Genomic DNA, 23,633 nt, shown 5'->3' with positions numbered 1-23,633 from the left:
AGGGTCTCGTAGCCGTAGGTGTTGACGGAGAGGGCCGGGACGGGCTTGGGAAACATCGGGACCGCCAAGTGCGCTGCAATGAGGCCCGAAACTGGCTCAAGCCGGCGATCGTGGCAACGACGCTTAAAGCCTTATCTCATGCTCATTCGCCATCATCCTTACTGCGTCAGGACGAGGCGGCCTTGCGCGACCTCCATCCCGAGGCGGCGCAGGAAAGACATTCCCAGAAGCGTGCCCTGGAGGCGGCCCTCCGGCAGCACCATCGCCTCCACGTCGCGGAGCACGATGGCGTCCAGCCGCACCTCGCGCAGGGTGACCGGCGCAGCCTTCACGGTCCCGTTCGCGGTGCCGACCGGGATCCTGTAGTCGGCCCCGGCCGGGAAGATGCCGGCGCGCCGGGCGTCCTCGGCGGAGAGCGCGACCACGGACGCGCCCGTGTCCACCAGCGTGCGGATTTTGGCTCCGTTGATCTGCGGCTCCGCCTGGTAATGGCCGCGAGGATCGGCCAGCAGCACCACCGTGGGCCGGCCATAGGACGACCGGGACGGCGGCAGGGGCGCAGGCGCCGAAGCCGCCGCCATCACGACGGGACCTGTCGAGGCCGGCGCGCTCGAGCGCGCCGCCGGCAGCCCATCCGCGAACTTGGCCGCGACCACGCAAGCCGCCCCGATGAACGCCACCGCTCCCGCGATCTTCAGCATGGCCCGTCCTCCAAGTCCCAGACGCTAGCGCGGGAGACTTGGAATCCGGTGAGCGCGGCAGGGCCAAGGCCCGGTTTCCGGGCAAGGTTTCGTTAAGGGCTCAGGCCTGGAAGCCGGCCACGGCCTCCTCGATGGCCATCTTTCGCGGAATGGACGGCTGCGCGCCGGCGGTGGCGCAGGCCAGGCTGCCGGCCGCGGCGGCGCGGGCCAGCGCCGTCGTGAAGCCGAAGCCATCGTCCAACGCCGCCGCGAAGGCGCCGCAGAACGTGTCGCCGGCGGCCGTGGTGTCCACGACGGAGACCGGCAGCGCCGGCGCCGTTCGGCGCACGCCGCCCGTCCAGCCAACCGCGCCTTGCGGACCCAGGGTGACGATGGTGGCCACGCCGTGGCGAGCATCGATCTGCCGCGCGATGTCGTCAGGTTCGCCCCGGAGGCCCAGTCCCTGGCCGACGATGGCGGCTTCATGCTCGTTCACGATGAGCACGTCGAGGTTGGCGAGGAGGTCGGGGTCGAGGGCGCCGGCCGGCGCGGCGTTGAGGATCACCCGCGCCCCGCCCGCCCGGGCGATCCGGGCGGCGGCGATGGCCTCTTCCTCGGGGACCTCCCGCTGGAGCAGGAGCGTGTCGTTCACGCCGAAGGCGAGGCCCTCGAGCTGGGCGGCGCGCGCCTGCCCGTTGGCGCCGGCGGCCACCACGATGGCGTTCTCGCCTTCCGCGGACACGCTGATGAAGGCCGCGCCCGTCGGGGCCTCCACGCGGGCCACGCGGCCGAGGTCCACGCCGTCCTCGCGCAGCAGCGACAGGGCGATGTCGCCGAAGGGGTCGCGGCCCACCGCGCCCGCCAGCAGCGTGGCCGCGCCGGCGCGGCGCGCGGCGAGCGCCTGGTTGGCGCCCTTGCCGCCGGGGATCACCGCGTAATCGGGGCCGAGCACGGTTTCGCCGGGGGCGGGAATGCGCTCCACGCGGGTCACGAAGTCGACATTGACCGAGCCGAAGACGACGATCATGCGCGCGCCGCCCGGAATTGGGCGAAGGCCGCCAGGAACGCGCGTGCTCGCTCGCCGACTTCGGCGGCCGTGGACCCCGGCTTATAGAGGGCGGAGCCCAGGCCGAAGCCGGAGACGGGCGTTTCGGCATAGGCCTTGAGGGTCTCGGGCGTAATCCCGCCCACCATGACGAGCGCCGGGCCCTTGGGCAGGACGGCGCTCATGGCCTTCACGCCGGCGGGGCCGATGACCTCGCCGGGGAAGAACTTGAGCACGTCCGCGCCGGCCTCGCAGGCCTGGTAGGCCTCGCTCGGGGTCATGACGCCCGGCGCGGAGACGAGGCCGAGTTGCTTCGTGCGGCGGATGACCTCGGGGTTGCAGTTGGGGGACACGATGATCTGGCCGCCAACGGCCGCGACCGCTTCGACCTGGTCGGGCCGGTAGACCGTGCCGGCGCCCACGACGGCGCGGCCGGCCAGGGCCTTCGCGAGGCGGCCGATGCTGTCCAGCGGCTCGGGGGAGTTGAGCGGCACTTCCAGGATGGTGAATCCGGCGGATACCAGCGCCTCGCCCACGGCCACCCCCTCGTCGGGCTTGAGCCCGCGCAGGATGGCGATGAGGGGGCAGCGGGCGTAGGCGTCGTCGAAGGCAGGGCGGAAGGACATGGCCGTCTCCGGGGGATTTTAGGATCGGGCGGCGACGAGTCGGCGGAGGCCCGCCACCACGGCGTCCTCCGGGTCCACCAACCGGGAGGAGCGGCCGCGGTCGGCGAGAGCCGCCTGGTAGGACGTGGCGAAAACGCCGTCCGCGACCAGCACGATCTCGTCCTCGGGCGCCGCCTGGGCCAGGCCGTTGTCCACCTCGGTCCCGATCAGGAGGCCCGAGAGGTAGGGCCCCACCTCGGCGGGGGCGAGTTCGCCCATGAGCACCAGCGTGCGGGCCGAGAAGGCGAGGTGCGTAAGGCCGCCCGGCCGGCGCGCCGCCGCGAGGCCGCGGCTGAAGCCGCTCGGGTCGGCGGGCTCCTCGGCGAGCTTGCCCAGGATCGTGTGGTCCTTCAGCGCGCCGTAAAAATCGCCCGTCATGAAGGTGGAGAAGCCCTCGATGCGGCCGCCGCGGATGCGCGCCCACTTGGAGTGGGTGCCGGGCATCACCACGAGGCCGTCCGTCACGCCGCAGCCGGCGATCTTAGTCTCCTCCCCGCGCATCACGTCGGGCGGGCCCGCGGCGTCGCGGGCCGTCAGGCCGGGGACGATATGGCCAATCCGACCGGCCCCTAGCGGGACCTCCGCAAAGGCGCGGGCGAGCGCGTCGACGCTGACGGGACACGCGAGGTAGGGCGCCTCGACCCAGCCGTTGCGGCTGCCGACCATGCCGGCCATCACCACGGGGGCATGTGGAGCGCGCTCCATCCAGGCGCCGACATGGCGGCGCAGCGTCTCCGGGAAGCCGCCGGGCGGCACGGCCATGATGCCCTCGTCGGCGGAGAGCCGCTCCAGGACGGCGCCCGCGCCGTCCACCGCATATGCGCGCAGCCGCGTCGTGCCCCAGTCCAGGGCGATCAGCGCGGTTTGGTCCGCCCTCATGGCATCCACCGGTTCGTGTCCTCGGTGGCGCGACCCTAGAGGCTTTTCACGGCCGATCAACCCGCCCGGGCGCAGGGCTCAGTCGCCGATCGCGACGCCCTCGCGGCGAGAGTCGGCGCCGCCGACGAAGCCAGTCGGGGTGACCACGATGGCCTGGATGCCGGAGGTCATCTCCATCAGCTTGACCTGGTGTCCCTTGGCCTCCAGCGCCGCCTTCCAGCCCGCCGCCTCCGTGCCGGCCTCGAGCTCGGTGGGGCCGTTGCGGCTGCCCCTGTTCGGCAGGTCCACGGCGACCTGGGGATCAAGCTTCCAGTCCAGGAGGCCGACCAGCGTCTTGGCCACGAAGTTGATGATCTGGCTGCCGCCCGGCGAGCCGGTCACGGCGTAGAGGCGCCCAAAGGCGTCGAACACCAGGGTGGGGGCCATGGAGCTGCGGGGCCGCTTGCCGGCCTCCACCCGGTTGGCCACCCGCTGGCCGTTCTCCGTCGGGGAGAAGTTGAAGTCGGTGAGCTCGTTGTTGAGCAGGAAGCCTCCCTGCGTCATCAGCCGGGCCCCGAAGCCGTCCTCGATGGTGGTGGTCATCGACACGGCGTTCATGTCGGCGTCCACCACGGAAATGTGACTGGTGCCGTGCTCGATTCCGTCCGAAGGCGCGAACCGCTCCGTCTTGCGCATGGGCGGCTCGCCCGCCTCGGCCTTGCCCATGCTGCGCTCGGGATTCACCAGGGCGGCGCGGCTCTTCACGTAGGCCGGGTCGACCAGGCCCTCCACGGGCACGCTCACGAAGGCGGGGTCGCCCAGGTAGCGGGCGCGGTCGGCGAAGGCGAGGCGGCCGGCCTCGGCGAACCAGTGGGCGGCCTCGGGCCCCTCCCCCATGCGGGCGATGTCCTGAGTCTCCAGCACGCCCAGCATCTGCTGCACGGCGATCGCGCCGGAGCTGGGCGGGCCCATGCCGCAGATCCGGAAGGCGCGGTAGCGGCCGCACACGGGCTCGCGCTCCTTCACCGTGTAGCCGGCGAGGTCGGCGAGCGTCATGTCGCCCGGGTTGGTCGCGTGGCCCTTCACGGTGGCGACGATGTCCTCGGCGATGGGGCCCGCATAGAAGGCGTCCACCCCCTGCTCGGCCAGCGTGCGCAGTGTGCGGGCGAAGGCGGGATTCCGGAGCGTCGCCCCGACCGGCAGGGGCTTGCCGTCCGCGCCGTAGAACAGGGCCTTGGCTGCCGGGGAGCTGTCCGCCAGGTAGCGCTCCTGCGCCAGCAGCCCGTTGAGCCGCGGCGACACCGCGAAGCCATTTTCGGCCAGACGGATGGCGGGCTCGAACAGGCGCGCCCAGGGCAGCTTGCCCCAGCGCTTGTGCGCCTCGGCCAACAGGCGCGGCGTCCCTGGCACGCCGACGCTGCGGCCGCCCACCACGGCCGTGTAGAAGCCCATGGGCTTGCCGTCCGGGCCCATGAAGCGGTCCGGGGTCGCGGCGGCGGGCGCGGTTTCGCGGCCGTCGAGGGTGTTCACCGTCTGGGTTTTCCCGTCCCAGTGGACCAGGAAGGCCCCTCCCCCGATGCCCGAGCTCTGCGGCTCCACCAGGTTCAGCACCAGTTGCACCGCGATGGCGGCGTCCACCGCGCTGCCGCCGGCGCGGAGCATTTCGCGGCCGGCGTCGGCCGCCAGCGGGTTGGCGGCCGCCACCATGTAGCGCGTCGCCTCGCCATGGACATGCGGGGCGCGGCCCGTGGAGGCTTCGGGCGCCGGCGCCGGAACGAAGGCCGGCGTCGTCTGCGAGAGAGCGGGAGCGGTGGCGAGGACCAGGGCGGCCAGGGCCGCGGGCAGGCTCAGGGGGCGCATGCGTCACCTCCGGGGGAAACTGGGAGGGTAGCTGTCCGTCGCCGGGCCGTCATCCCCGCCCGCGGATCCCNCAGGCTCAGGGGGCGCATGCGTCACCTCCGGGGGAAACTGGGAGGGTAGCTGTCCGTCGCCGGGCCGTCATCCCCGCCCGCGGATCCCCCTCCACCGTCATTGCGAGCGCAGCGAAGCAGTCCAGGGCGGCAGGGCGCTCCGTCCCATCCGTCTGGATTGCTTCGTCGCTGCGCTCCTCGCAAGGACGGTGAGAGTTGGGCCCGCTTCCGGAGATGACGACAAGGGGAGCCAGGCGCTTGCGGGCTCGTTGTCCCGGCGCGGAGCGCCACCCTCCCCTTTGAGGGGGAGGGTCGGCCCGAAGGGCCGGGGTGGGGTGAAGGCTGGGCCAGGAGCGCCAATTGGCCAGACCGCGTTCTGCGGCCGGCGCCTCCCCACCCCGCCGGCGCTTCGCGCCGTCGACCCTCCCCCTCAAGGGGAGGGTGGGCCGCGAGGCTGGACGGCCGAGGCGGCCGACACGCGGAGCGGCCCAGACGAAAAATGGCCGGGACGAGCCCGGCCATTTCGGTCTTTCCAAGCGTGCTTCGCTCAGCCCGCGAAGGTGTAGGCGGTCTTCACCGTGGTGTAAAACTCGCGGGCGTAGGCGCCCTGCTCGCGCGGGCCGTAGCTGGAGCCCTTCCGGCCGCCGAACGGCACGTGGTAGTCCACGCCCGCCGTCGGCAGGTTCACCATGATCATGCCGGCCTCGCTGTTGCGCTTGAAGTGCGTGGCGTACTTCAGGCTCGAGGTGCAGATGCCGGCCGAGAGGCCGAACTCGGTGTCGTTGGCGATGGCCAGCGCCTCGTCGTAGCTCTTGACGCGGATGACGTTCGCCACCGGGCCGAAGACCTCCTCGCGCGAGATGCGCATGCTGTTGGTGGTCTCGGTGAACAGCGCCGGCTGCAGGTAGAAGCCGGGGGTCTCGCGGTTCAGCAGCTCGCCCCCAAAGGCGAGCCTGGCGCCCTCCTCCTTGGCGATGGCGATGTACTTGAGGTCGTTGTCGAGCTGGCTCTGGTCCACCACCGGGCCGATGTGGGTGCCGGCCTTCAGGGCGTCGTCGATCACGAGGCCCTTCATGCGCTCCACGCAGGCTTCCACGAACTTGTCGTGGATGCCGTCCTGGACGATGAGGCGCGAGGATGCCGTGCAGCGCTGGCCCGTGGAGAAGAAGGCGCCGTTCACGGCGACCTCGACGGCCACCTTGAGGTCGGCGTCGTCGAGCACCACGAGCGGGTTCTTGCCGCCCATCTCGAGCTGCAGCTTCTTCATGCGCGAGCCGCCAATCGCGGCGGCCGCCACCTTGCGGCCGGTCGGCACCGAGCCCGTGAACGTGATGGCGTCCACGTCCTTGTGCTCGAGGATGACCTGGCCGACCTCGGAGCCGCGGCCCATGACGAGGTTCAGCACGCCCTTGGGCAGGCCGGCGCGGTGCAGAATGTCGACAATCGCCCAGGAGCAGCCGGGGACCAGGTCAGCCGGCTTGATCACCACGGTGTTGCCGTAGGCCAGCGCGGGCGCGATCTTCCAGGACGGGATGGCGATGGGAAAGTTCCAGGGCGTGATCATGCCCACGACGCCGACCGGCTCGCGGGTCATGTCGACCTCGACGCCCGGGCGCACGGAGGCGAGCTTCTCGCCCGCAAGCCGCAGGCACTCGCCGGCGAAGAAGGCGAAGATCTGGCCGGCGCGAACCGTCTCGCCGACGCCCTCGGCGAGGGTCTTGCCCTCCTCGCGCGACAGCAGGCGGCCGAGCTCGTCCTTGCGGGCCAGGATTTCGTCCGAGGCCTTCTTCAGGATCTCGTAGCGTTCCTGCGGGGTCGAGCGCGACCAGGCCGGGAAGGCCGCCTTGGCGGCCGCGATGGCCTCCTCGGCCTGGGCCTTGGAGGCCCGAACGTATTCGCCCACCACGTCCTTGGTGTTGGACGGGTTGATATTGGGGTTGACCGAATTGCCTTCGACCCACTCGCCGGCGATGAGGTTTTTGAAGGGTGCGTTCATGGCGATGTCCCGTGTTCGAGCGTGATCGATAAACTCAGAGCAGGCCGCGGCGGGCGAGGCTGCGCATCAGGTGGGAGGCCCCGAAGGTCCAGGGCGGGCACTTGTCGGTGTGCTGCATCCGGTTCACCAGGCTGCCCAGCCACGGCGTCGCAATCGTGACGATGTCACCGATCTTGTGGGTGAAGCCCTGGCCGGGCGCGTCACGGTCGTCAATGGGGGCGAACAGGGTCCCCGTGTAGAGGATGGCGCCATCGGGATACTGGTGGTGCTTGCCCAGCATCTGGCCGGCGAGGTCCTCGAAGGAGCGGCTGATCTTGCCCAGGGAGGAGTGGCCCTCCAGCCGGTAGCCCTCCGGGCCCTCCACCACGAGTGTGATCTCGGCCTGGCGCAGGTCCCCCACCGAGAAGGTCGCGTCGAAGAAGCGGATGAAGGGGCCGACGGTCGCGGAGGCGTTGTTGTCCTTGCACTTGGCCAGGAGCAGGGCGGAGCGGCCTTCCACGTCGCGCAGGTTGATGTCGTTGCCGAGCGTCGCGCCGACGATCTTGCCGGCGGACGACACCACCAGCACGGCCTCCGGCTCCGGGTTGTTCCAGCTCGACATGGGGTGGAGCCCCGCGTCGACGCCCGTGCCCACCGCCGACATGGGCGGGGCCTTGGTGAAGATCTCGGCGTCCGGGCCGATGCCCACTTCGAGATACTGGCTCCAGGAGCCCTGGTCGATGAGCGTCTGCTTCAGCCGCATGGCCTCCGGCGAGCCGGGGACGAGCTTGGAGAAGTCCTCGCCCACCATGGCGACGATCTGCTCGCGGATGCCGGCGGCGGCAGAGGGATCGCCCTTGGCGCGCTCCTCGATGACGCGCTCCAGCATGGAGATGGCGAAGGTGACGCCCGCGGCTTTGATGGCCTGCAGGTCGTTGGGGGCGAGCAGCCACGGCTTGCCCTCGTCGCGCGCGTCCGGGACCGTGTTGGCGAGGATGTCGTCGAGCGAACCGATGAACTCGCCCTTCTCTTCCGCGAGGGCGCGGGCCGGGTCCGGCATCTCGCACAGGTCGCGCATGGTCGGGAAGGCGCGGGTCACGTCGTAGACGCCGTCCGGCCGGATGGCCACGACCGACGGGCCGTTGACGTCAGGCCGCCAGACGCGACCGGCGAGCGCCCCGCGGGCGCCGTCATGGGGTAGGGTGCTGGCGCTGTCGAGCTTCAGGCGGGCCACTCTTCGCTCCCTCAATCGTTTTATGCCGGCGGTTTAGCACCTCCGCGGTTGCATGGCGAGGCGCCCGCCCCCGCTCCGCGCGCAACGCCGCCATGGCGCGGCGGCGGCTTGCCGGCGAGCGATGGCCGATTTCGTGATTCAGGGCGCCGTGGGTCGCCCCGATGGCCAGGCTTTCTCCCCGTCATCCCCGGCCGGAGCGGCGGAGCCGCGGAGGGGAAGGGGATCCAGGGGCGGCGCGCGCCGATGTTTCTGGCGACCAGAGACCTGCGCCAAGTCTCCTGGATCCCCCTTCCCGCGCCTCCGGCGCGCCGGGGATGACGGCGCGTGGGCCGGATAGGAGAGCGTCGCCTCTAAAGAGCGCTGTGCGGGATTTGGCCGGGGCGGAGGAAGGACGTTTCCGCCCGCCGGTCTCGTTTTTCTCCCCGTCATCCCCGGCCGGAGCGGCGAAGCCGCGGAGGGGAAGGGGATCCAGGGGCGGCGCGCGCCGATGTTTCTGGCGACCCGAGACTTGCGCCAAGTCTCCTGGATCCCCTTCCCGCGCCTTCGGCGCGCCGGGGATGACGGCGCGTGGGCCGGATAGAGGGAGGGCCTGTTTTACCGGAGGATCCTAGGCACACGCCGGAACACCTGTAACGTGCATTGAAAGTGACGGAACAGTTGTTCTAGCATCCCTCCATCCCGGCGCGTGTCGCCGGGGAGAATAAAGCGGCGACGCCGCTCCAGGGAGGACAACCATGCGCAAATCCTGGCTTTTCGCCGGGCTCTTCGCCGTTTCCGCGGCGTTCGGGCAGCCTGTCGCCGCGCAACAGCCGACCATCCCGATCATCGTGAAGGACACGACCTCGTTCTACTGGCAGATCGTGCTCGCGGGCGCCCGCAAGGCCGGCCAGGACCTCGGCGTGAAGGTGCCGGAGCTGGGCGCCCAGTCCGAGGCCGACATCAACGGCCAGATCGCGATCCTGGAGAACGCGGTTTCCTCCAAGCCCGCCGCCATCGTGATCTCGCCCACGCAGCGGGCCGCGCTCGGCAAGCCGATCGACGAGGCCGCCAAGTCGGTGAAGATCATCGGCATCGACTCCGCGGCGGATTCCAAGGCGTTCACGTCCTTCCTAACCACGGACAACGTCCAGGGCGGGCGCATCGCGGCCGACGGCCTCGCGGACGCCATCGCCAAGAAGTACGGCAAGCCCGAGGGCGAGGTAGCGCTGATCACCCACCTGCCGGGCGTGGGCTCCCTTGACGAACGCGCCAAGGGCTTCAAGGAGCAGCTCGCCTCCAAGTATCCGGGCCTCAAGCTGGTGGCCGACAAGGTGTCGGACGGCACGGCCAATGGCGGGCTCAACATCACCACCGACCTCCTGACCGCCTTCCCGAACCTGCGGGGGATCTTCGCGTCCAACCTGATCCAGGCCCAGGGGGCCATCCAGGCGATCGCCGAGTCCAAGGCCCAGGACAAGGTGAAGCTGGTCGGGTTCGACTCCGACGACAAGCTGGTGAAGGGCCTCAAGGACGGCGTCATGGCCGCCACCGTGGTCCAGGATCCCTACCGGATGGGCTACGACGGCGTGAAAACCGCGCTGGCCGCCTCCAAGGGCGAAAAGGTCGAGGCTTTCGTGGACACGGGCGCCAACCTGATCACGGGCGAGAACATGAACAGCCCTCGGGCGCAGGAGCTCCTGAACCCGAAGGTGAAGTAAGCGCCGCCGGCCAACGAAGCCGCCGCCCTGCCTCCTGGGCGAGGGCGGCGGTCGCTTCCCCTCCCCCGCTGTCCGGAGCCGCGCCGTGACCGTCATCGCCGAACGCTCCCCCGCCGCCGAGGCCGCCTTCGAAGGGCCGATCCTGGAGCTGCGCCGGCTCGAGAAGCGGTACACGGGCACGCATGCGCTGAAGCCCGCGGACCTCGCCTTTGAGGCCGGGGAGATCCACGCCATCGTGGGGGAGAACGGCGCGGGCAAGTCGACCCTCATCAAGCTGCTGACGGGCGTGACCCCGCGCACCGCGGGCGAGATCCTGTGGAAGGGGCTGCCCACGGCGCTGTCCACGCCCAACGAGGCCATCGCGCTCGGCATCAACGCCGTGCACCAGGAGGTGGTGCTGTGCCCGCACCTGACGGTGGCGGCCAACATCTTCCTCGGCGACGAGCGGACCTCGCGCGGCCTTCTGCGGGACCGCGCCATGACGCGCGAGGCGCAGGCGATCCTGGACGACCTGGGCTTCGGCCTGCCGGCCGGCGTCCTGCTTTCGACCCTCACCATCGGCCAGCAGCAGCTGGTCGCCACCGCCCGGGCCGCGAGCCGGGGGGTGCAGTTCCTGATCTTCGACGAGCCGACCGCCTACCTCACCCGCCAGGAGGCGGCGCAGCTCTTCGCGCTGATCCGGCGGCTGAAGGCCCAGGGCGTCACGGTGGTCTACATCAGCCACCGCATGGAGGAGATCTTCGAGCTGGCGGACAGGGTGTCCGTGCTCCGCGACGGCGCGCTGGTGGGCACGCGCCGCGTCAGCGAGACGAGCGACGCCGAGCTGATCGGGCTGATGATCAACCGCTCCATCGAGCAGATCTACCACAAGGAGAGCTTCGCCTTCGGAGCTCCCATCCTGGAGACGCGCCATCTGAGCGGGCGGGGGTTCCAGGACGTGTCGCTCTCGGTGCGCGAGGGCGAGATCGTGGGGCTGTACGGCCTGATCGGGGCCGGCCGCAGCGAGTTCGTCATGGGCGTCTACGGGCGGGAGCCGCCCACCGGGGGCGAGGCGCTGTGGCAGGGCCGGCCCGTGCGCGTCCGCGCGGAGCGGGACGCCATCGCGCTCGGCATGGCGCTGGCCCCGGAGAGCCGGCGGGACCAGGGGCTCTGCCTCAACCTGGGCGTCGGGCTCAACCTCAACCTGCCAGTCTTCGAGCGTCTCACGCGCGGCATAACCATCTCCCGCACAGCGGAGCGCAAGGCCGCCGACAAGCAGATCCGGGACCTGCGCATCAAGACCGCCAGCCGCAATGCGCAGGCCCTCAGCCTGTCGGGCGGCAACCAGCAGAAGATCGTGATCGGCAAGTGGCTCAACCACGGGGCCAAGCTGTTCATCTTCGACGAGCCGACCGTGGGCGTGGACGTGGGCACCAAGGCGGAGATCTACCGGCTGTTCGGGGCGCTGCTGGCGCAGGGCGCCGGGATTCTGCTGATCTCGTCCTACCTGCCGGAAGTCTACGAGCTCGCGGACCAGCTGCACGTGTTCCGCGCCGGGCGACAAGTGGCCCAGCACGGGTTCAAGGCCGTGAGCCACGAGCAGATCCTGACCGAAGCGATGGGCGTCTAGAGCGGGGAAAGGCAGACCATGACCGAAACGGCCGCCATCGGGGTCGCGCCCCGCGCCAGGTTCGACTTCTCCCGCCTGCTCGGCCTGACGCTGATCGGCGTGCTGGCGGCGATGTTCCTGTTCCTGTCGTGGTGGACCACGACGTTCATGACGCCGGGCAACATTTCCAACCTGGCGCGCCAGGGGGCGATCTTCGCCATCCTGGCGCTGGGCGAGACCTTCGTGATCATCACGGCCGGCATCGACCTGTCGGTGGGCGCGGTGGCGAGCTTCATCACCGTGGTGGTCGCCATGCTGCTGCAGAGCGCGGCGCCGCCGGCCGTGGCTTTCCTGGTCGGAATCGGCGTGCCGGAGGCCGCAGCCAGCCTGGTCGGCATCTGGGGCGCGGTGATCGCCTCGCTGGTGGTGGGGATGGGCATCGGCGCCTTCCACGCTTTCGGGGTGGTGAAGATGGACCTGCCGCCCTTCATCATCACGCTGGCCACCTTCACGGCCCTGAAGGGGGTGGGGCTGCTGATGACCAACGGCTCCACCATCAACGTCACCAACGACACGTTCACGGGCTTCTCGCGCGGCGAGGTGTTCGGCATCCCCAACCTGTTCATGGTGGTCATCGTGGTGGCGGTCCCGGCCTATGTGTACCTTCACCTCAGCCGGCACGGGCGCTACCTGTTCTCCGTGGGCTCCAACCCGGAGGCAGCGCGCCTCTCGGGGGTGAACGTCAAGGCCGTGATCGCCACCGCCTACATCCTGTCGGCCCTGTGCGCCTCCATCGTGGGCGTGCTGCTCGCCTCGCGCACGGGCACCGGCAACGCCACCCAGGCGATCGGGGCGGAGCTCGAGGCCATCGCGTCCTCGGTGATCGGCGGCGCGAGCCTGTTCGGGGCGGTGGGAACGGTGTGGGGCCCGCTGCTCGGCGCCTTCATCCTGGCGACCATCCGCAACGGCGCGAACCTGATGAACGTGAACTCCTTCTACCAGTTCATCATCACGGGCGTGCTGATCATCGCCATCGTGTATTTCGACGGCCTGCGCCGGAGGCGGCGTTGACGGCTGCCGCGCTGGCGCCCGGCGCGGATTCGCGTAAAGAGTGCGCGAACACCACCTTACAGTACGGGCGCGGCCCCCAAGAGCCGCCCAGGAAGGAACAGCCATGAACGCCCCGGTCCTCAACGCGCCGCGCATCGTGCGGCTCAACCCCGCCGACACCGTCGTGGTGGCGGTCGACCCCGTGGAGGCCGGCGCCGTCGCGGAAGGCGTCACGGCCCGGGCGCGCGTGCCGCGCGGCCACAAGATGGCGACCGTCGGCATCCCGGAAGGCCAGCCCATCGTGAAGTTCGGCCAGATCATCGGCTTCGCGTCCAAGGCGATCGAGCCGGGCGACTGGGTGCACGAGCACAACGTCGTCATGCACGACTTCGAGCGTGACTACCGCTTCGCGGAGGACGCGAAGCAGGAAGAGCTGCTGCCGCCGGAGCTGCAGGCGACCTTCCAGGGCTTCCGCCGCGCCAACGGCAAGGTCGGCACGCGCAACTACATCGGCATCCTCACCTCGGTGAACTGCTCGGCCTCCGTGGCCCGCTTCATGGCGCAGGAGATCGAGCGCTCCGGCATCCTGGCCAACTACCCGAACATCGACGGCGTGATCCCGCTGGTGCACGGCGGCGGCTGCGCCCTCGACGTGAAGGGCGAGGGCTACGAGATCCTCAAGCGCACCCAGTGGGGCTACGCCACCAACCCGAACATGGCGGGCGTGGTGATGGTGGGCCTCGGCTGCGAGGGCTTCCAGATCGGCCGCTGGAAGGACGCCTACGGCATCAGCGAGTCCGACACGTTCCGCACCATGACCATCCAGGAGGTGGGCGGCACCAAGAAGACCGTGCAGGCGGGCGTGGAAGCCATCAAGACGATGCTGCCCATCGCCAACCGGGCGCAGCGCGAGACCGTGCCGGCGTCCGAGCTGCTGCTGGCGCTGCAGTGCGGCGGATCGGACGGCTACTCCGGCATCACCGCCAACCCGGCGCTGGGCGCGGCCGTGGACATCCTGGTGAAGCACGGCGGCACGGCCATCCTGTCCGAGACGCCGGAGATCTACGGGGCCGAGCACCTGCTCACCCGCCGCGCGGCCACGCGGGAGATCGGCGAGAAGCTCGTCGACATGATCCACTGGTGGGAGGACTACACCGCCCGCAACAAGATGGAGATGAACAACAACCCCTCGCCTGGCAACAAGCTCGGCGGGCTCACCACCATCCTGGAGAAGTCGCTCGGCGCGGCCGCCAAGGGCGGCACACGGACGATGACCGGAGTCTACCATTACGCCGAACCGGTGGACGCCAAGGGCTTCGTCTACATGGATACGCCCGGCTACGACCCGGTGGCGGCCACCGGCCAGGTGGCGGGAGGCGCCAACGTGCTGTGCTTCACCACCGGCCGCGGCTCGGCCTACGGCTGCAAGCCCACGCCCTCCATCAAGCTCGCGACCAACAGCGAGATCTACCGCCGCATGATCGACGACATGGACATCAACTGCGGCGACATCCTTGACGGCGTGTCCATCGAGCAGAAGGGCCAGGAGATCTTCGAGACGGTGCTGCGCGTCGCCTCGGGCGAGCGCTCCAAGTCCGAGCAGCTCGGCTACGGCGACGCCGAGTTCGTGCCGTGGACGGTGGGAGCGACGATGTAACGTCCGCCATTGCGAGCGCAGCGAAGCAATCCAGGGCCGCTGGGCGCCTGGCCCCCCTGGGTTGCTTCGTCGCCGCGCTCCTCGCAATGACGCCAAAGGGCTTTGGACTGACTTTCGAATCTTGCCGAAATGAACGTCATCTGATTGTCATAGGTCTGTCGCCTGAGCGTCGCGCCGGGCTGCCAGACAACGAGAACAAGCCCCCGCGTGGGGTGGACAGGGAGAAAGCAATGACACTCCAGACCAAGCTGGCGATCTCGCTCGCCGCCATGATGGCCTCGACGTCGGCCTTCGCGCAGACGGAGATCCAGTGGTGGCACGCCATGACGGGCGGCAACAACGAGGTGGTCAACAAGCTCGCGGCCGACTTCAACGCCTCGCAGAACGAGTACAAGGTCACCGCCGTCTACAAGGGCAGCTACCCGGATACGCTGAACGCGGCCATCGCGGCCTATCGCGCCGGCAACGCTCCCCACATCGTGCAGGTGTTCGAGGTCGGCACCGCCACCATGATGTCGGCCAAGGGCGCCATCAAGCCGGTGCAGCAGATGATGCAGGAGGCCGGCGAGAAGTTCGACCCCAAGTCCTACCTGCCGGCCATCACGGGCTACTACTCGACCGCCAAGGGCGAGATGCTGTCCTTCCCGTTCAACTCGTCCTCCATGGTCATGTGGATCAACAAGGACGCGCTGAAGAAGGCGAACGTCGCCGAGATCCCGAAGACCTGGCCTGAGGTGTTCGAGGCCGGCAAGAAGCTGAAGGCGGCCGGGTGGGACAAGTGCGGCTTCACGGCCGCGTGGTCGACCTGGGCCTTCATCGAGCAGTTCTCGGCCTGGCACAACCTGCCGATCGGGACCAAGGCCAACGGCCTCGACGGCTTCGACACCGAACTGAAGTTCAACGATCCCGTCCACGTCCGCCTGCTGACCGACCTGGTCAACCTGCAGAAGGACAAGACCTACGACTATTCGGGACGCGGCAACGAGAACGAGGGCCGCTTCACCTCGGGCGAGTGCCCGATCATGCTGACCTCGTCCGGCTTCTTCGGCAACGTGAAGGCGAACGCCAAGTTCGACTACACGGCCGCCCCGATGCCGTACTATCCGGACGTGAAGGGCGCGCCGCAGAACTCCATCATCGGCGGCGCCTCGCTGTGGGTCATGGGCGGCAAGTCGGCGGCCGAGTACAAGGGCATCGCCAAGTTCTTCACCTTCCTGTCCGACACGGACCGGCAGGCGAAGCTGCACATCGACTCAGGCTACCTGCCGATCACCAAGGCGGCCTACGAGAAGGTGAAGGCGTCGGGCTTCTACGAGAAGAACCCGGACCGCGAGACGCCCCTGAAGGAGCTCACCAACAAGGAGCCGACCGAGAACTCGCGCGGCCTGCGCTTCGGCAACATGGTGCAGATGCGCGACATGTGGGCCGAGGAGATCGAGGCGGCGCTGGCGGGCAAGAAGTCGCCCCAGCAGGCGCTGGACGACGCCGTGTCCCGCGGCAACGCCACGCTCCGCCAGTTCGAGCGCACCGCCGGCCGCTGAGGCTGACGGGCAGGCGAGCCGCACCTGCGGCGGCTCGCCTTCAGGAAAGACACCGCCGTCATTGCGAGCGGAGCGAAGCAATCCAGGGGCCACGGGGGCCCAGCGTCCTGGATTGCTTCGTCGCTTCGCTCCTCGCAATGACGGGATTCGAGTGACCGCCGACCGTTGCCGCCGGCTCGATGGGATCCATGGAAAAACGCTCCCTCTACAACAACAAGCTCCTGCCTTACCTGCTGCTCGCGCCGCAGCTGGTCATCACGCTCGTGTTCTTCTATTGGCCGGCGTCCCAGGCGGTGTGGATGTCGTTCCGCATGGAGGACGCGTTCGGAACGACCACCGAGTTCGTGGGGCTGGAGAACTACGTCTCCCTGTTCCAGCAGCGCGCCTATTACGAGTCGATGGCCACCACCGTGATCTTCTCGATCGCGGTGACGTTCCTCGCCATGTCTTTTTCGCTGCTGCTCGCCGTCATGGCGGACAAGCAGATCCGGGGCGGCTCCGTGTACCGCACCCTGCTGATCTGGCCCTATGCGGTGGCGCCGGCCATCGCGGGCGTGCTGTGGCTGTTCATGTTCCAGCCGTCGCTCGGCATGATCGGCCGCGGGCTGATCTCCATCGGCGTGCCGTGGAACCCGATGCTGAACGGCGACCACGCGCTGCTGCTGGTGATCCTGGCCGCCGCCTGGAAGCAGATCAGCTACAACTTCCTGTTCTTCCTGGCGGGTCTGCAGTCGATCCCCAAGAGCCTCATCGAGGCCGCGGCCATCGACGGGGCCAGGCCCACGCGGCGCTTCTGGACCATCGTGTTCCCGATGCTGTCGCCCACCACGTTCTTCCTGCTGGTCGTGAACATCGTCTACGTGTTCTTCGACACGTTCGGCATCATCGACGCCATCACGCATGGCGGGCCGGCCAAGGCCACCGAGACGCTGGTGTTCAAGGTCTACCAGGACGGGCGCCTCGGCGGCGATCTCGGCGGCTCGGCGGCGCAGTCGGTCGTCCTCATGGTGATCGTGATCGCGCTTACCGCCATCCAGTTCCGCTACGTCGAACGCAAGGTCACCTACTGATGCGCGCCCCGCGAGGACCCTTCTCATGGTAGAGCGGAAGCACTGGTTCTCCACGCTGCTGCCGCACGCCATCCTGATCCTGGGCGTGCTGATCGTGGCCTTTCCGGTCTACGTGGCCTTCGTGGGTTCGAGCTGGGACGCCGGAACGATCGCCAACGGCACGATGCCGATGACGCCGGGGCCCTATCTGGTCGAGAACTACAGCCGCGTGATCCTGTCGGGCAACGCGACGGCGCGCGAACCGGTCGGGCCGATGCTGTTCAACAGCTTCGTGATGGCGATGATCATCGCGCTCGGCAAGATCGCGATCTCGATCATCTCGGCCTATGCGGTGGTGTATTTCCGCTTCCCGCTGCGCAAGACCGCGTTCTGGCTGATCTTCATCACCCTGATGCTTCCCGTCGAGGTGCGCATCTACCCGACCTACAAGATCGTGGCGGACCTTGGCCTCCTCGACACCTATGGCGGGCTCGCCATTCCGCTGATCGCCTCGGCCACCGCGACGCTGCTGTTCCGGCAGTTCTTCATGACGATCCCGGACGAGCTGGTCGAAGCTTCCAAGATCGACGGCGCGGGGCCGTGGAAGTTCTTCAAGGACACGGTGCTGCCGCTGTCCATTACGACCGTCGCGGCGCTGTTCGTGATCCAGTTCATCTATGGCTGGAACCAGTATCTCTGGCCGCTCCTGATCACGACCCGCGAAGACATGCAAACCATCGTGATCGGCATCAAGAAGATGCTGGTCACCCAGGACGCCCTGACCGAGTGGCAGCTCGCGATGGCGACCGCCGTGCTGGCCATGCTGCCGCCGGTGGTCGTCGTGCTCGTGATGCAAAAGCTGTTCGTGCGCGGCCTGGTCGAGACGGAGAAGTAACCCGATGGCCGAAGTCACCCTGAACGACGTCCGCAAGGTCTACGCCGGCGGCGTCGAGGCCGTGAAGGGCGTCAGCCTCGACATCCCGGACGGCGGCTTCTGCGTGCTGGTCGGCCCCTCGGGCTGCGGAAAGTCCACGCTGCTGCGCATGGTGGCGGGGCTGGAGACGATCTCGTCGGGCCAGGTCGCGATCGGGGGCCGCGTCGTCAACGAGATCGAGCCGGCGGAGCGGGACATCGCCATGGTGTTCCAGAACTACGCGCTCTACCCGCACATGTCGGTCTACGACAACATCGCCTACGGGCTGCGCAACCGCGGCACGCCCAAGGACGAGATCGACCGGCGGGTGCAGGAGGCGGCGCGCATCCTGGCCATCGAGCCCTTCCTCCAGCGCAAGCCGCGGGCGCTCTCGGGCGGCCAGCGCCAGCGCGTGGCCATGGGCCGCGCCATCGTGCGCAAGCCACAGGTGTTCCTGTTCGACGAGCCGCTGTCCAACCTCGACGCCAAGCTGCGCGTGCAAATGCGCGTCGAGATCAAGAAGCTGCAGCGGGCGCTGGGCGTGACCTCCATCTACGTCACGCACGACCAGGTCGAGGCCATGACGCTCTCCGACAAGCTCGTGGTGATGAGCGGCGGGCAGGTCGAGCAGGTCGGCACGCCCACGGAGGTGTATCGCCGGCCGGAGACGCGCTTCGTGGCGACGTTCATCGGCTCGCCGCCCATGAACATCCTGCCCGGCCTCGTGGACGGCGACGGGCGCGTCAGCGTCGGCGGGCTGACGCTGGCGGCGGACGACCTGCCGGCGGGGCTGGAGCCCGGCCGCCACGTGGACGTGGGCGTGCGGCCCGAGGAAGTGGAAGTCGCGCCGGCGGGCGCTCCCGGCGCGCCGTTCGCGATCGACTTCGTGGAGGAGCTCGGGGCCACCGAGTTGCTGCACGGGACGCTCGGCGGCTCGCCCTTCGTGCTGCAGGTGAACACGGGCGCGGTGTCGCCCGGGACCAAGGCGGTCACGCTCGCCATTCCGTCGCGCTGCGTGCATGTGTTCGACGCCGAGACCGGCAAGCGGCTCGGACGGGCGGAGTCCGCGACCGCACGGGCCGCCTGAGCCGGTCCGAGGCCCCTGCCCTCCCCCGTCGACAGGCCCCACCCCGCGCGATAGGGATGGGGATCCTTCAGCACGGGGTGGTTCGATGGCGATCGAGATCGATGGACGCACGCTGACCGGGGCCGAGGTGGCGCGGGTCGCCCGGCCGGACGCCTTCGGGGCCTTCGAGCAGGTCGCGCTCGCGCCGGAGGCGCGGGACAGGATCGCGGCCACGCGCGCCTATATCGACGCGCACTGGATGAACGACGACGCGCCCCTGATGTACGCCTTCAACACGGGCGTGGGCCTGTTCAAGGACCAGCGCGTGCTGATGGCCGACATGGCCGCCTACCAGGCCAAGACCATCTACGCGCACGCCACGGGCGTCGGCGAGGCGTTGCCGGAGGACGCGGTGCGGGCGGTGATGCTGCTGCGCGCCAACGCGTTCGCGTCCAACTATTCGGGTCCCCAGGTGGAGCTGGTGGAGCGGCTGCTCGCCTTCTTGAACGCGGGGCTGCACCCCGTGATCCCCGCAAAGGGCTCGGTGGGCGCCTCCGGCGACCTCGCGCCGCTGGCGCACATGGCGGGCGCCCTGTGCGGCTTCGCGGAGGCGGAGATCGTCTATCGCGGCCAGCGCCTGCCGGCGCGGGAGGCCATCGCGGCGGCGGGGCTGACGCCCGACTTCGACCTCGGGGCGAAGGACGCCTCGGCGCTGATCAACGGCTCCACGGTGTCACTGGCGCTCGCCGTGCTCGCCCTGGAGGACGCCAAGCGCATCCGCAAGGCCGCGGACGTGTCGCTGGCGCTGACCCTCGAGGCGCTGCGTGCGGAGAAGATCGCGTTCCAGCCGGTCGTGCACGCGGCGCGGCCGCATCCGGGGCAGGCCGCGGTGGCGCGCAACGTGCTCCGGATGATCGGCGACTCGGAGCGCTGCACGGAGGCGGCGCGCATCACCGTGTACCCGGAGGAGAGCCGCCGGGAGGGCGCGCTGCCGCCGCCGCGGGTCCAGGACGTCTATTCGCTGCGCTGCGCCCCGCAGGTGCACGGCCCGGTGGTCCAGGCGCTGGAGTACGTGGAGAGCGTGATCGCCACGGAGATCAACTCGGCAACGGACAACCCGCTGATCTTCGACGACGGCCAGGGCGGCTACGTGTCCCTGTCCGGCGGACATTTCCACGGCCAGTACGTGGCGCAGGTGATGGACCTGCTCGCCATCGCGATGGCGGACCTCGGCTCCATCTGCGAGCGGCGGCTGGCGCGGCTGATCGACCCCACGATGAGCTACGGCCTGCCCCGCAACCTGCTGGCGGGCAAGAAGGGGCTGAACACCGGCTACGCCACCGTGCAATGCTCCATGTCGGCCCTCGTCATGGAGAACCGCACGCTGTGCATGCCGGGCTCGGTGGACTCCATCCCGGGCAAGAGCAACGCGGAGGACCACGTCTCCAACTCCACCTGGTGCGCCCGCAAGGCCCGGACCGTGGTGGAGAACGTGGAGCAGATCGTGGCCGGCGAGATGCTGATGGCCGCGCAGGCGCTGTCGCTGGTGGAGCCCATCGCGCAGGTCCATCCGCTCGGCAGCGGCACGGCCGCCGCCATGAGGGCGATCCGGGGCGTCATCGAGCCCGCGCTGGAGGGCGACCGCTGGTACGCGACCGAGATGCGCCAGGCCCGCGAGCTGGTGCGCTTCGAGACCGTAGTGCAGGCGGTGGAGGAGGCCGTCGGTCCGCTCGAATAGGCCGGCGCCTCAGGCCGCCTCGAGCATCGCGAAGAAGCGCTCGACCTCGTCGCGCATGGCCACCGCCTGCGCGTCGATGTCGCGCACGATGGCCAGGAAGGCCCCTGCCCCCTGGGCGCTCTCCTGCGAGGACTGGTCGACGTCCTCGGCCAGCTTCACCATGGCCTGGGCGCCGTCGGCCGTGACGCGGATCGTGGCCGCGATGCTGGCCGTAGATGAGCGCTGCTGGTCGGCCGTGACCGCGATGGCGGTTGAGATCTCGTCCACCTGGGCGATCTTGCTCTGGATGGCCCGCAGGGCCGCCGCGGAGCCCGCGCCGGCGCGCTGGATGGCGTCGATCTGGTCGGCGATCTCGGCCGTCGCCCGCGCCGTCTGGTTCGCCAGGCTCTTCACCTCGGCGGCCACCACCGCGAAGCCGCGCCCGGCCTCGCCGGCGCGCGCCGCCTCGATGGTGGCGTTGAGCGCCAGCAGGTTGGTCTGGCCGGCGATCTCGCCGATCACCTGGACGATGCCGCCGATCCGATTCGAGATCGCAGCAAGGTCGTCCACGGCGGCGCCGGTCTGGCGGGCCGTGTCGACGGTCTGGCGCACGACCGAAGCGGACTCGTTGATGCGTCGCTCGATGTCCTCGACCGAGCGCGACAGCTGCTCGGCCTCGGCGGCCACGTGCGAGACCTGCTCGGCCGCCCGGCGGGACGACGCCGTCATGAATTCGCTGCCCTGGCGCGAGCGCGCGGAGGCCGCCGTCATCGCGCCGGCCGCGTCGGCCAATTGGCCGATCAGGTCGCCGATCTGCTTGATCCAGGCGCGCAGGCGCTGGTCGAAACTCGCCACCTGCCCGCGCACGGCGGCCTGCCTCTGCAGGGCGGCCTCGCGGTCGTCGCGGCTCTTCAGTTCCGCCACGAGGTCGTTGTTGCGTTTCACCGCGTCGCGCAGCACCAGCAGGGCGCGGCCCATGTCGCCGATCTCGTCGGCGCGGTCCTCATGCGGAAGCGCGACCTCGGTGTCGCCGTCCGCCAGCTGCTTCATGGCGCGGGTGAGCCGGGTGATCGGGTCCGCGATCACCAGGACGCTCAAGAAGAACGAGAGCCCGCCGGCCACGAGCACGCAGGTCACGCCAATCAGGGTCACGAGGGCCTGCATGGACCGGATCTCGTCGGCCGCCTCCTTGCCCTTGCTCCACATATAGGCCTGGGTGGCGTTCTTCAGCGTCGCAAGGTGCTCGGAGAGCCGCATGCGGACGGTGCGGGTCTGGTCGTTGTGCCCCATGCGGCGCACGCCATCGAGGTCGCCTGCGACCGCGAGGCGCAGCAGCTCGCGCCGGAAGGCGACGAAGTCGGCCACCGTCTGCACGATGCTGGGCTCGTCCCCGCTCGTGACGGCGCTCCGGTCGGCCCAGGACAAATCCATTCCGTCGATCTCGACCAAGGCCGCCCTCAGGCCGGCGATGAACGGCGCCGCCTCCTGGGGCGTGCCGGACAGGTAGAGGCCGCGGGACTCCATGACGGCGCGGTTCACCACGCCGTCGAGACGCTCGGCGACGAGGGTCTGGGTCACCACCGTCCGCAGGTTGGGGAACAACGCCCCGACCTGCCGGGCCGACAGCACCGCATGCAGCGCAATGGTCAGCGCGACGGCGCCGAGCAGCGCCATCGCGAGCAGGATCTTGAGCTTGACGGAAAGCCGCAGGGGCATGGAGACGAGGCCGCAACCGGAGTAGTGCGCGCAACCTACGGTAGTGTTCGTTAATGAAGAATATCAATCAGCTATGTGCGGTCGGGCGCCTTGGCTCCCGTCGCCTCGACGCGCCCGCGCGGCCACATTCACGCCAGCGCAGCCGCGACGTCCTCGGCGGTGGGCAGATCGGCGCCCCGCCTCGAACACGTGATCGCGGAAGCCGCCACGGCCTCGTCCAGGGCGGCCGCAATCTGGGCCTCGGTAAGGGCCGCCAACGCCGAACGCGCCAGCAGGCCGTTTCGGTCGCCATGCGCCAGCAGGGCGGCGTGGAAGCTGTCGCCCGCCCCCACGGTGTCGACCACCGAGACCGGCCGGCCGGGCCGTTCGACCACGGCGCCGCGGCGGTGGAATGCGATCGCGCCGCGCGCGCCGCGGGTGAACACCGCGAGCTCCGGCCCGCGCGCCAGCCAGTCGGCGGCGACAACTTCCAGGGCGGCGCCCTCCCCGTAGAGGGGGCCCAGGTCTTCCTCGCTCGCCTTGACGATCGCGGCGGCTGCGACGAAGCGCTCGAACCGCGGTCGCCAGGCCGCGATGTCGCCGATCACCCGCGGCCGGAGGTTCGGATCGAGCGAAATCACCGCGCGCCCGGCGTCGCGCGCCAGAAACCGCTCGATCGCGCTCGCGGCGGGCTCGACCGCAAGCGCATAGGAGCCGATGGCGATGGCCGACAGGTCCGGGGGCGTCGGAGGCAGGTCGGCGGGATCCAGGGCGCGGTCGGCGCCCTCCTCACCGTAGAAGGCATAGGCCGGATGGCCGTCCGCTCCCGTCGCCACCACGCTCAGAGTCGTCCGGTTGGGGACCCGGCGCACGAGGCCGAGGTCCACACGGTCGCGGGCGAGGCCCTCCAGGAGGAAGTCCCCAAAGGCGTCGCGGGACACGCCGCCGAAGTAGCCGACCCTGCGGCCCAGGCGCCCCAGGCCACGCGCCACGTTGTAGGGGGAACCGCCCGCGACCGCCTCCGTGGCGAGCGTCGCCCCGTCGCGCCGGACGAAGAGGTCGACCAGGGCTTCCCCGCACACAACGATCATGACGCCCCGCCCCCAGCACGCAGGCCGTCATTGCGAGGAGCGCAGCGACGAAGCAATCCAGGGCATGGCGCTGCCCATCTGGATTGCTTCGCTGCGCTCGCAATGACGGGTGAAGCGATCGAGCTTCACCCCTGACCCGCCAGGTCGGGACCATACCGCGGCCCGGGCCAGCCGCGCCAGCGCCGGCCGGCCTGGTAACCGC

The 23,633-nt window shown here is 69.8% G+C and carries 18 protein-coding genes; 9 read left to right on the top strand and 9 right to left on the bottom strand.

Annotated features, from left to right (window positions below; genetic code table 11):
* Positions 1 to 158: 158 nt before the first annotated feature.
* From SLNSH_RS18685 to SLNSH_RS18655, 7 genes are all read right to left on the bottom strand, one after another.
* Positions 159 to 701, bottom strand: coding sequence for a retropepsin-like aspartic protease family protein (locus tag SLNSH_RS18685; protein WP_106338680.1), 543 nt, complete (start codon positions 699 to 701; stop codon positions 159 to 161).
* A 100-nt stretch (positions 702 to 801) separates the two neighbouring features.
* A complete protein-coding gene (locus tag SLNSH_RS18680) occupies positions 802 to 1,707 on the bottom strand; it encodes a ribokinase (protein ID WP_106338678.1) in 906 nt (301 codons plus the stop codon).
* The gene (locus tag SLNSH_RS18675; RefSeq protein WP_106338676.1) at positions 1,704 to 2,351 is read right to left on the bottom strand and encodes a 2-dehydro-3-deoxy-6-phosphogalactonate aldolase; all 648 of its coding nucleotides are present in this window, start codon (positions 2,349 to 2,351) and stop codon (positions 1,704 to 1,706) included. Before SLNSH_RS18675 ends, SLNSH_RS18680 begins: the two co-directional genes overlap by 4 nt.
* A gap of 18 nt (positions 2,352 to 2,369) precedes the next feature.
* Entirely contained in the window at positions 2,370 to 3,269 is a 900-nt protein-coding gene (locus SLNSH_RS18670) for a 2-dehydro-3-deoxygalactonokinase (protein WP_106338674.1), read from the bottom strand.
* A 78-nt stretch (positions 3,270 to 3,347) separates the two neighbouring features.
* Complete coding sequence (gene ggt, locus SLNSH_RS18665) at positions 3,348 to 5,108, bottom strand: gamma-glutamyltransferase (protein ID WP_106338672.1); 1,761 nt, start codon at positions 5,106 to 5,108, stop codon at positions 3,348 to 3,350.
* A gap of 597 nt (positions 5,109 to 5,705) precedes the next feature.
* Complete coding sequence (locus tag SLNSH_RS18660) at positions 5,706 to 7,154, bottom strand: aldehyde dehydrogenase family protein (protein ID WP_106338670.1); 1,449 nt, start codon at positions 7,152 to 7,154, stop codon at positions 5,706 to 5,708.
* Positions 7,155 to 7,188: 34 nt separating this feature from the next.
* Positions 7,189 to 8,367, bottom strand: coding sequence for a fumarylacetoacetate hydrolase family protein (locus SLNSH_RS18655; RefSeq protein WP_106338668.1), 1,179 nt, complete (start codon positions 8,365 to 8,367; stop codon positions 7,189 to 7,191).
* A 734-nt stretch (positions 8,368 to 9,101) separates the two neighbouring features.
* Between SLNSH_RS18655 and SLNSH_RS18650 the strand changes: the two genes are divergently transcribed.
* The 9 genes from SLNSH_RS18650 (at position 9,102) to SLNSH_RS18610 (ending at position 20,666) form a co-directional block, all read left to right on the top strand.
* Positions 9,102 to 10,064 (top strand): ABC transporter substrate-binding protein, encoded by a 963-nt coding sequence (locus tag SLNSH_RS18650; RefSeq protein ID WP_106338666.1) that lies wholly within the window; start codon positions 9,102 to 9,104, stop codon positions 10,062 to 10,064.
* A gap of 85 nt (positions 10,065 to 10,149) precedes the next feature.
* On the top strand, positions 10,150 to 11,673 hold the full coding sequence (locus tag SLNSH_RS18645) for a sugar ABC transporter ATP-binding protein (RefSeq protein WP_106338664.1): 1,524 nt from the start codon (positions 10,150 to 10,152) through the stop codon (positions 11,671 to 11,673).
* Between the two features lie 18 nt (positions 11,674 to 11,691).
* Positions 11,692 to 12,723, top strand: a complete 1,032-nt coding sequence (locus SLNSH_RS18640) for an ABC transporter permease (protein ID WP_106338662.1) — start codon at positions 11,692 to 11,694, stop codon at positions 12,721 to 12,723.
* 103 nt (positions 12,724 to 12,826) lie between these two features.
* On the top strand, positions 12,827 to 14,359 hold the full coding sequence (locus SLNSH_RS18635; protein ID WP_106338660.1) for a UxaA family hydrolase: 1,533 nt from the start codon (positions 12,827 to 12,829) through the stop codon (positions 14,357 to 14,359).
* 230 nt (positions 14,360 to 14,589) lie between these two features.
* Positions 14,590 to 15,900 (top strand): sn-glycerol-3-phosphate ABC transporter substrate-binding protein UgpB, encoded by a 1,311-nt coding sequence (gene ugpB, locus SLNSH_RS18630; protein ID WP_106338658.1) that lies wholly within the window; start codon positions 14,590 to 14,592, stop codon positions 15,898 to 15,900.
* 188 nt (positions 15,901 to 16,088) lie between these two features.
* Entirely contained in the window at positions 16,089 to 16,970 is an 882-nt protein-coding gene (gene ugpA / locus SLNSH_RS18625; protein ID WP_106338656.1) for a sn-glycerol-3-phosphate ABC transporter permease UgpA, read from the top strand.
* Between the two features lie 25 nt (positions 16,971 to 16,995).
* Positions 16,996 to 17,844, top strand: coding sequence for a sn-glycerol-3-phosphate ABC transporter permease UgpE (gene ugpE, locus SLNSH_RS18620; RefSeq protein ID WP_106338652.1), 849 nt, complete (start codon positions 16,996 to 16,998; stop codon positions 17,842 to 17,844).
* Between the two features lie 4 nt (positions 17,845 to 17,848).
* Positions 17,849 to 18,949: a sn-glycerol-3-phosphate import ATP-binding protein UgpC gene (locus SLNSH_RS18615; protein WP_106338649.1), complete on the top strand. Its 1,101-nt coding sequence runs from the start codon at positions 17,849 to 17,851 to the stop codon at positions 18,947 to 18,949.
* A gap of 85 nt (positions 18,950 to 19,034) precedes the next feature.
* A complete protein-coding gene (locus tag SLNSH_RS18610) occupies positions 19,035 to 20,666 on the top strand; it encodes an HAL/PAL/TAL family ammonia-lyase (RefSeq protein ID WP_106338646.1) in 1,632 nt (543 codons plus the stop codon).
* A gap of 9 nt (positions 20,667 to 20,675) precedes the next feature.
* Here the strand turns inward: SLNSH_RS18610 and SLNSH_RS25165 are convergent, their stop codons facing one another.
* Both SLNSH_RS25165 and SLNSH_RS18600 read right to left on the bottom strand, forming a co-directional pair.
* Positions 20,676 to 22,361: a methyl-accepting chemotaxis protein gene (locus tag SLNSH_RS25165; RefSeq protein WP_106338644.1), complete on the bottom strand. Its 1,686-nt coding sequence runs from the start codon at positions 22,359 to 22,361 to the stop codon at positions 20,676 to 20,678.
* A gap of 128 nt (positions 22,362 to 22,489) precedes the next feature.
* The gene (locus SLNSH_RS18600) at positions 22,490 to 23,431 is read right to left on the bottom strand and encodes a carbohydrate kinase family protein (protein ID WP_106338641.1); all 942 of its coding nucleotides are present in this window, start codon (positions 23,429 to 23,431) and stop codon (positions 22,490 to 22,492) included.
* Positions 23,432 to 23,633: the final 202 nt, after the last annotated feature.

The sequence above is a fragment of the Alsobacter soli genome, assembly GCF_003004785.1.
Taxonomy (GTDB): Bacteria; Pseudomonadota; Alphaproteobacteria; order Rhizobiales; family Beijerinckiaceae; genus Alsobacter; species Alsobacter soli.
The sequence above is the reverse complement of the archived record's forward strand: the minus strand, read 5'-3'. Positions and strand labels throughout refer to the sequence as shown.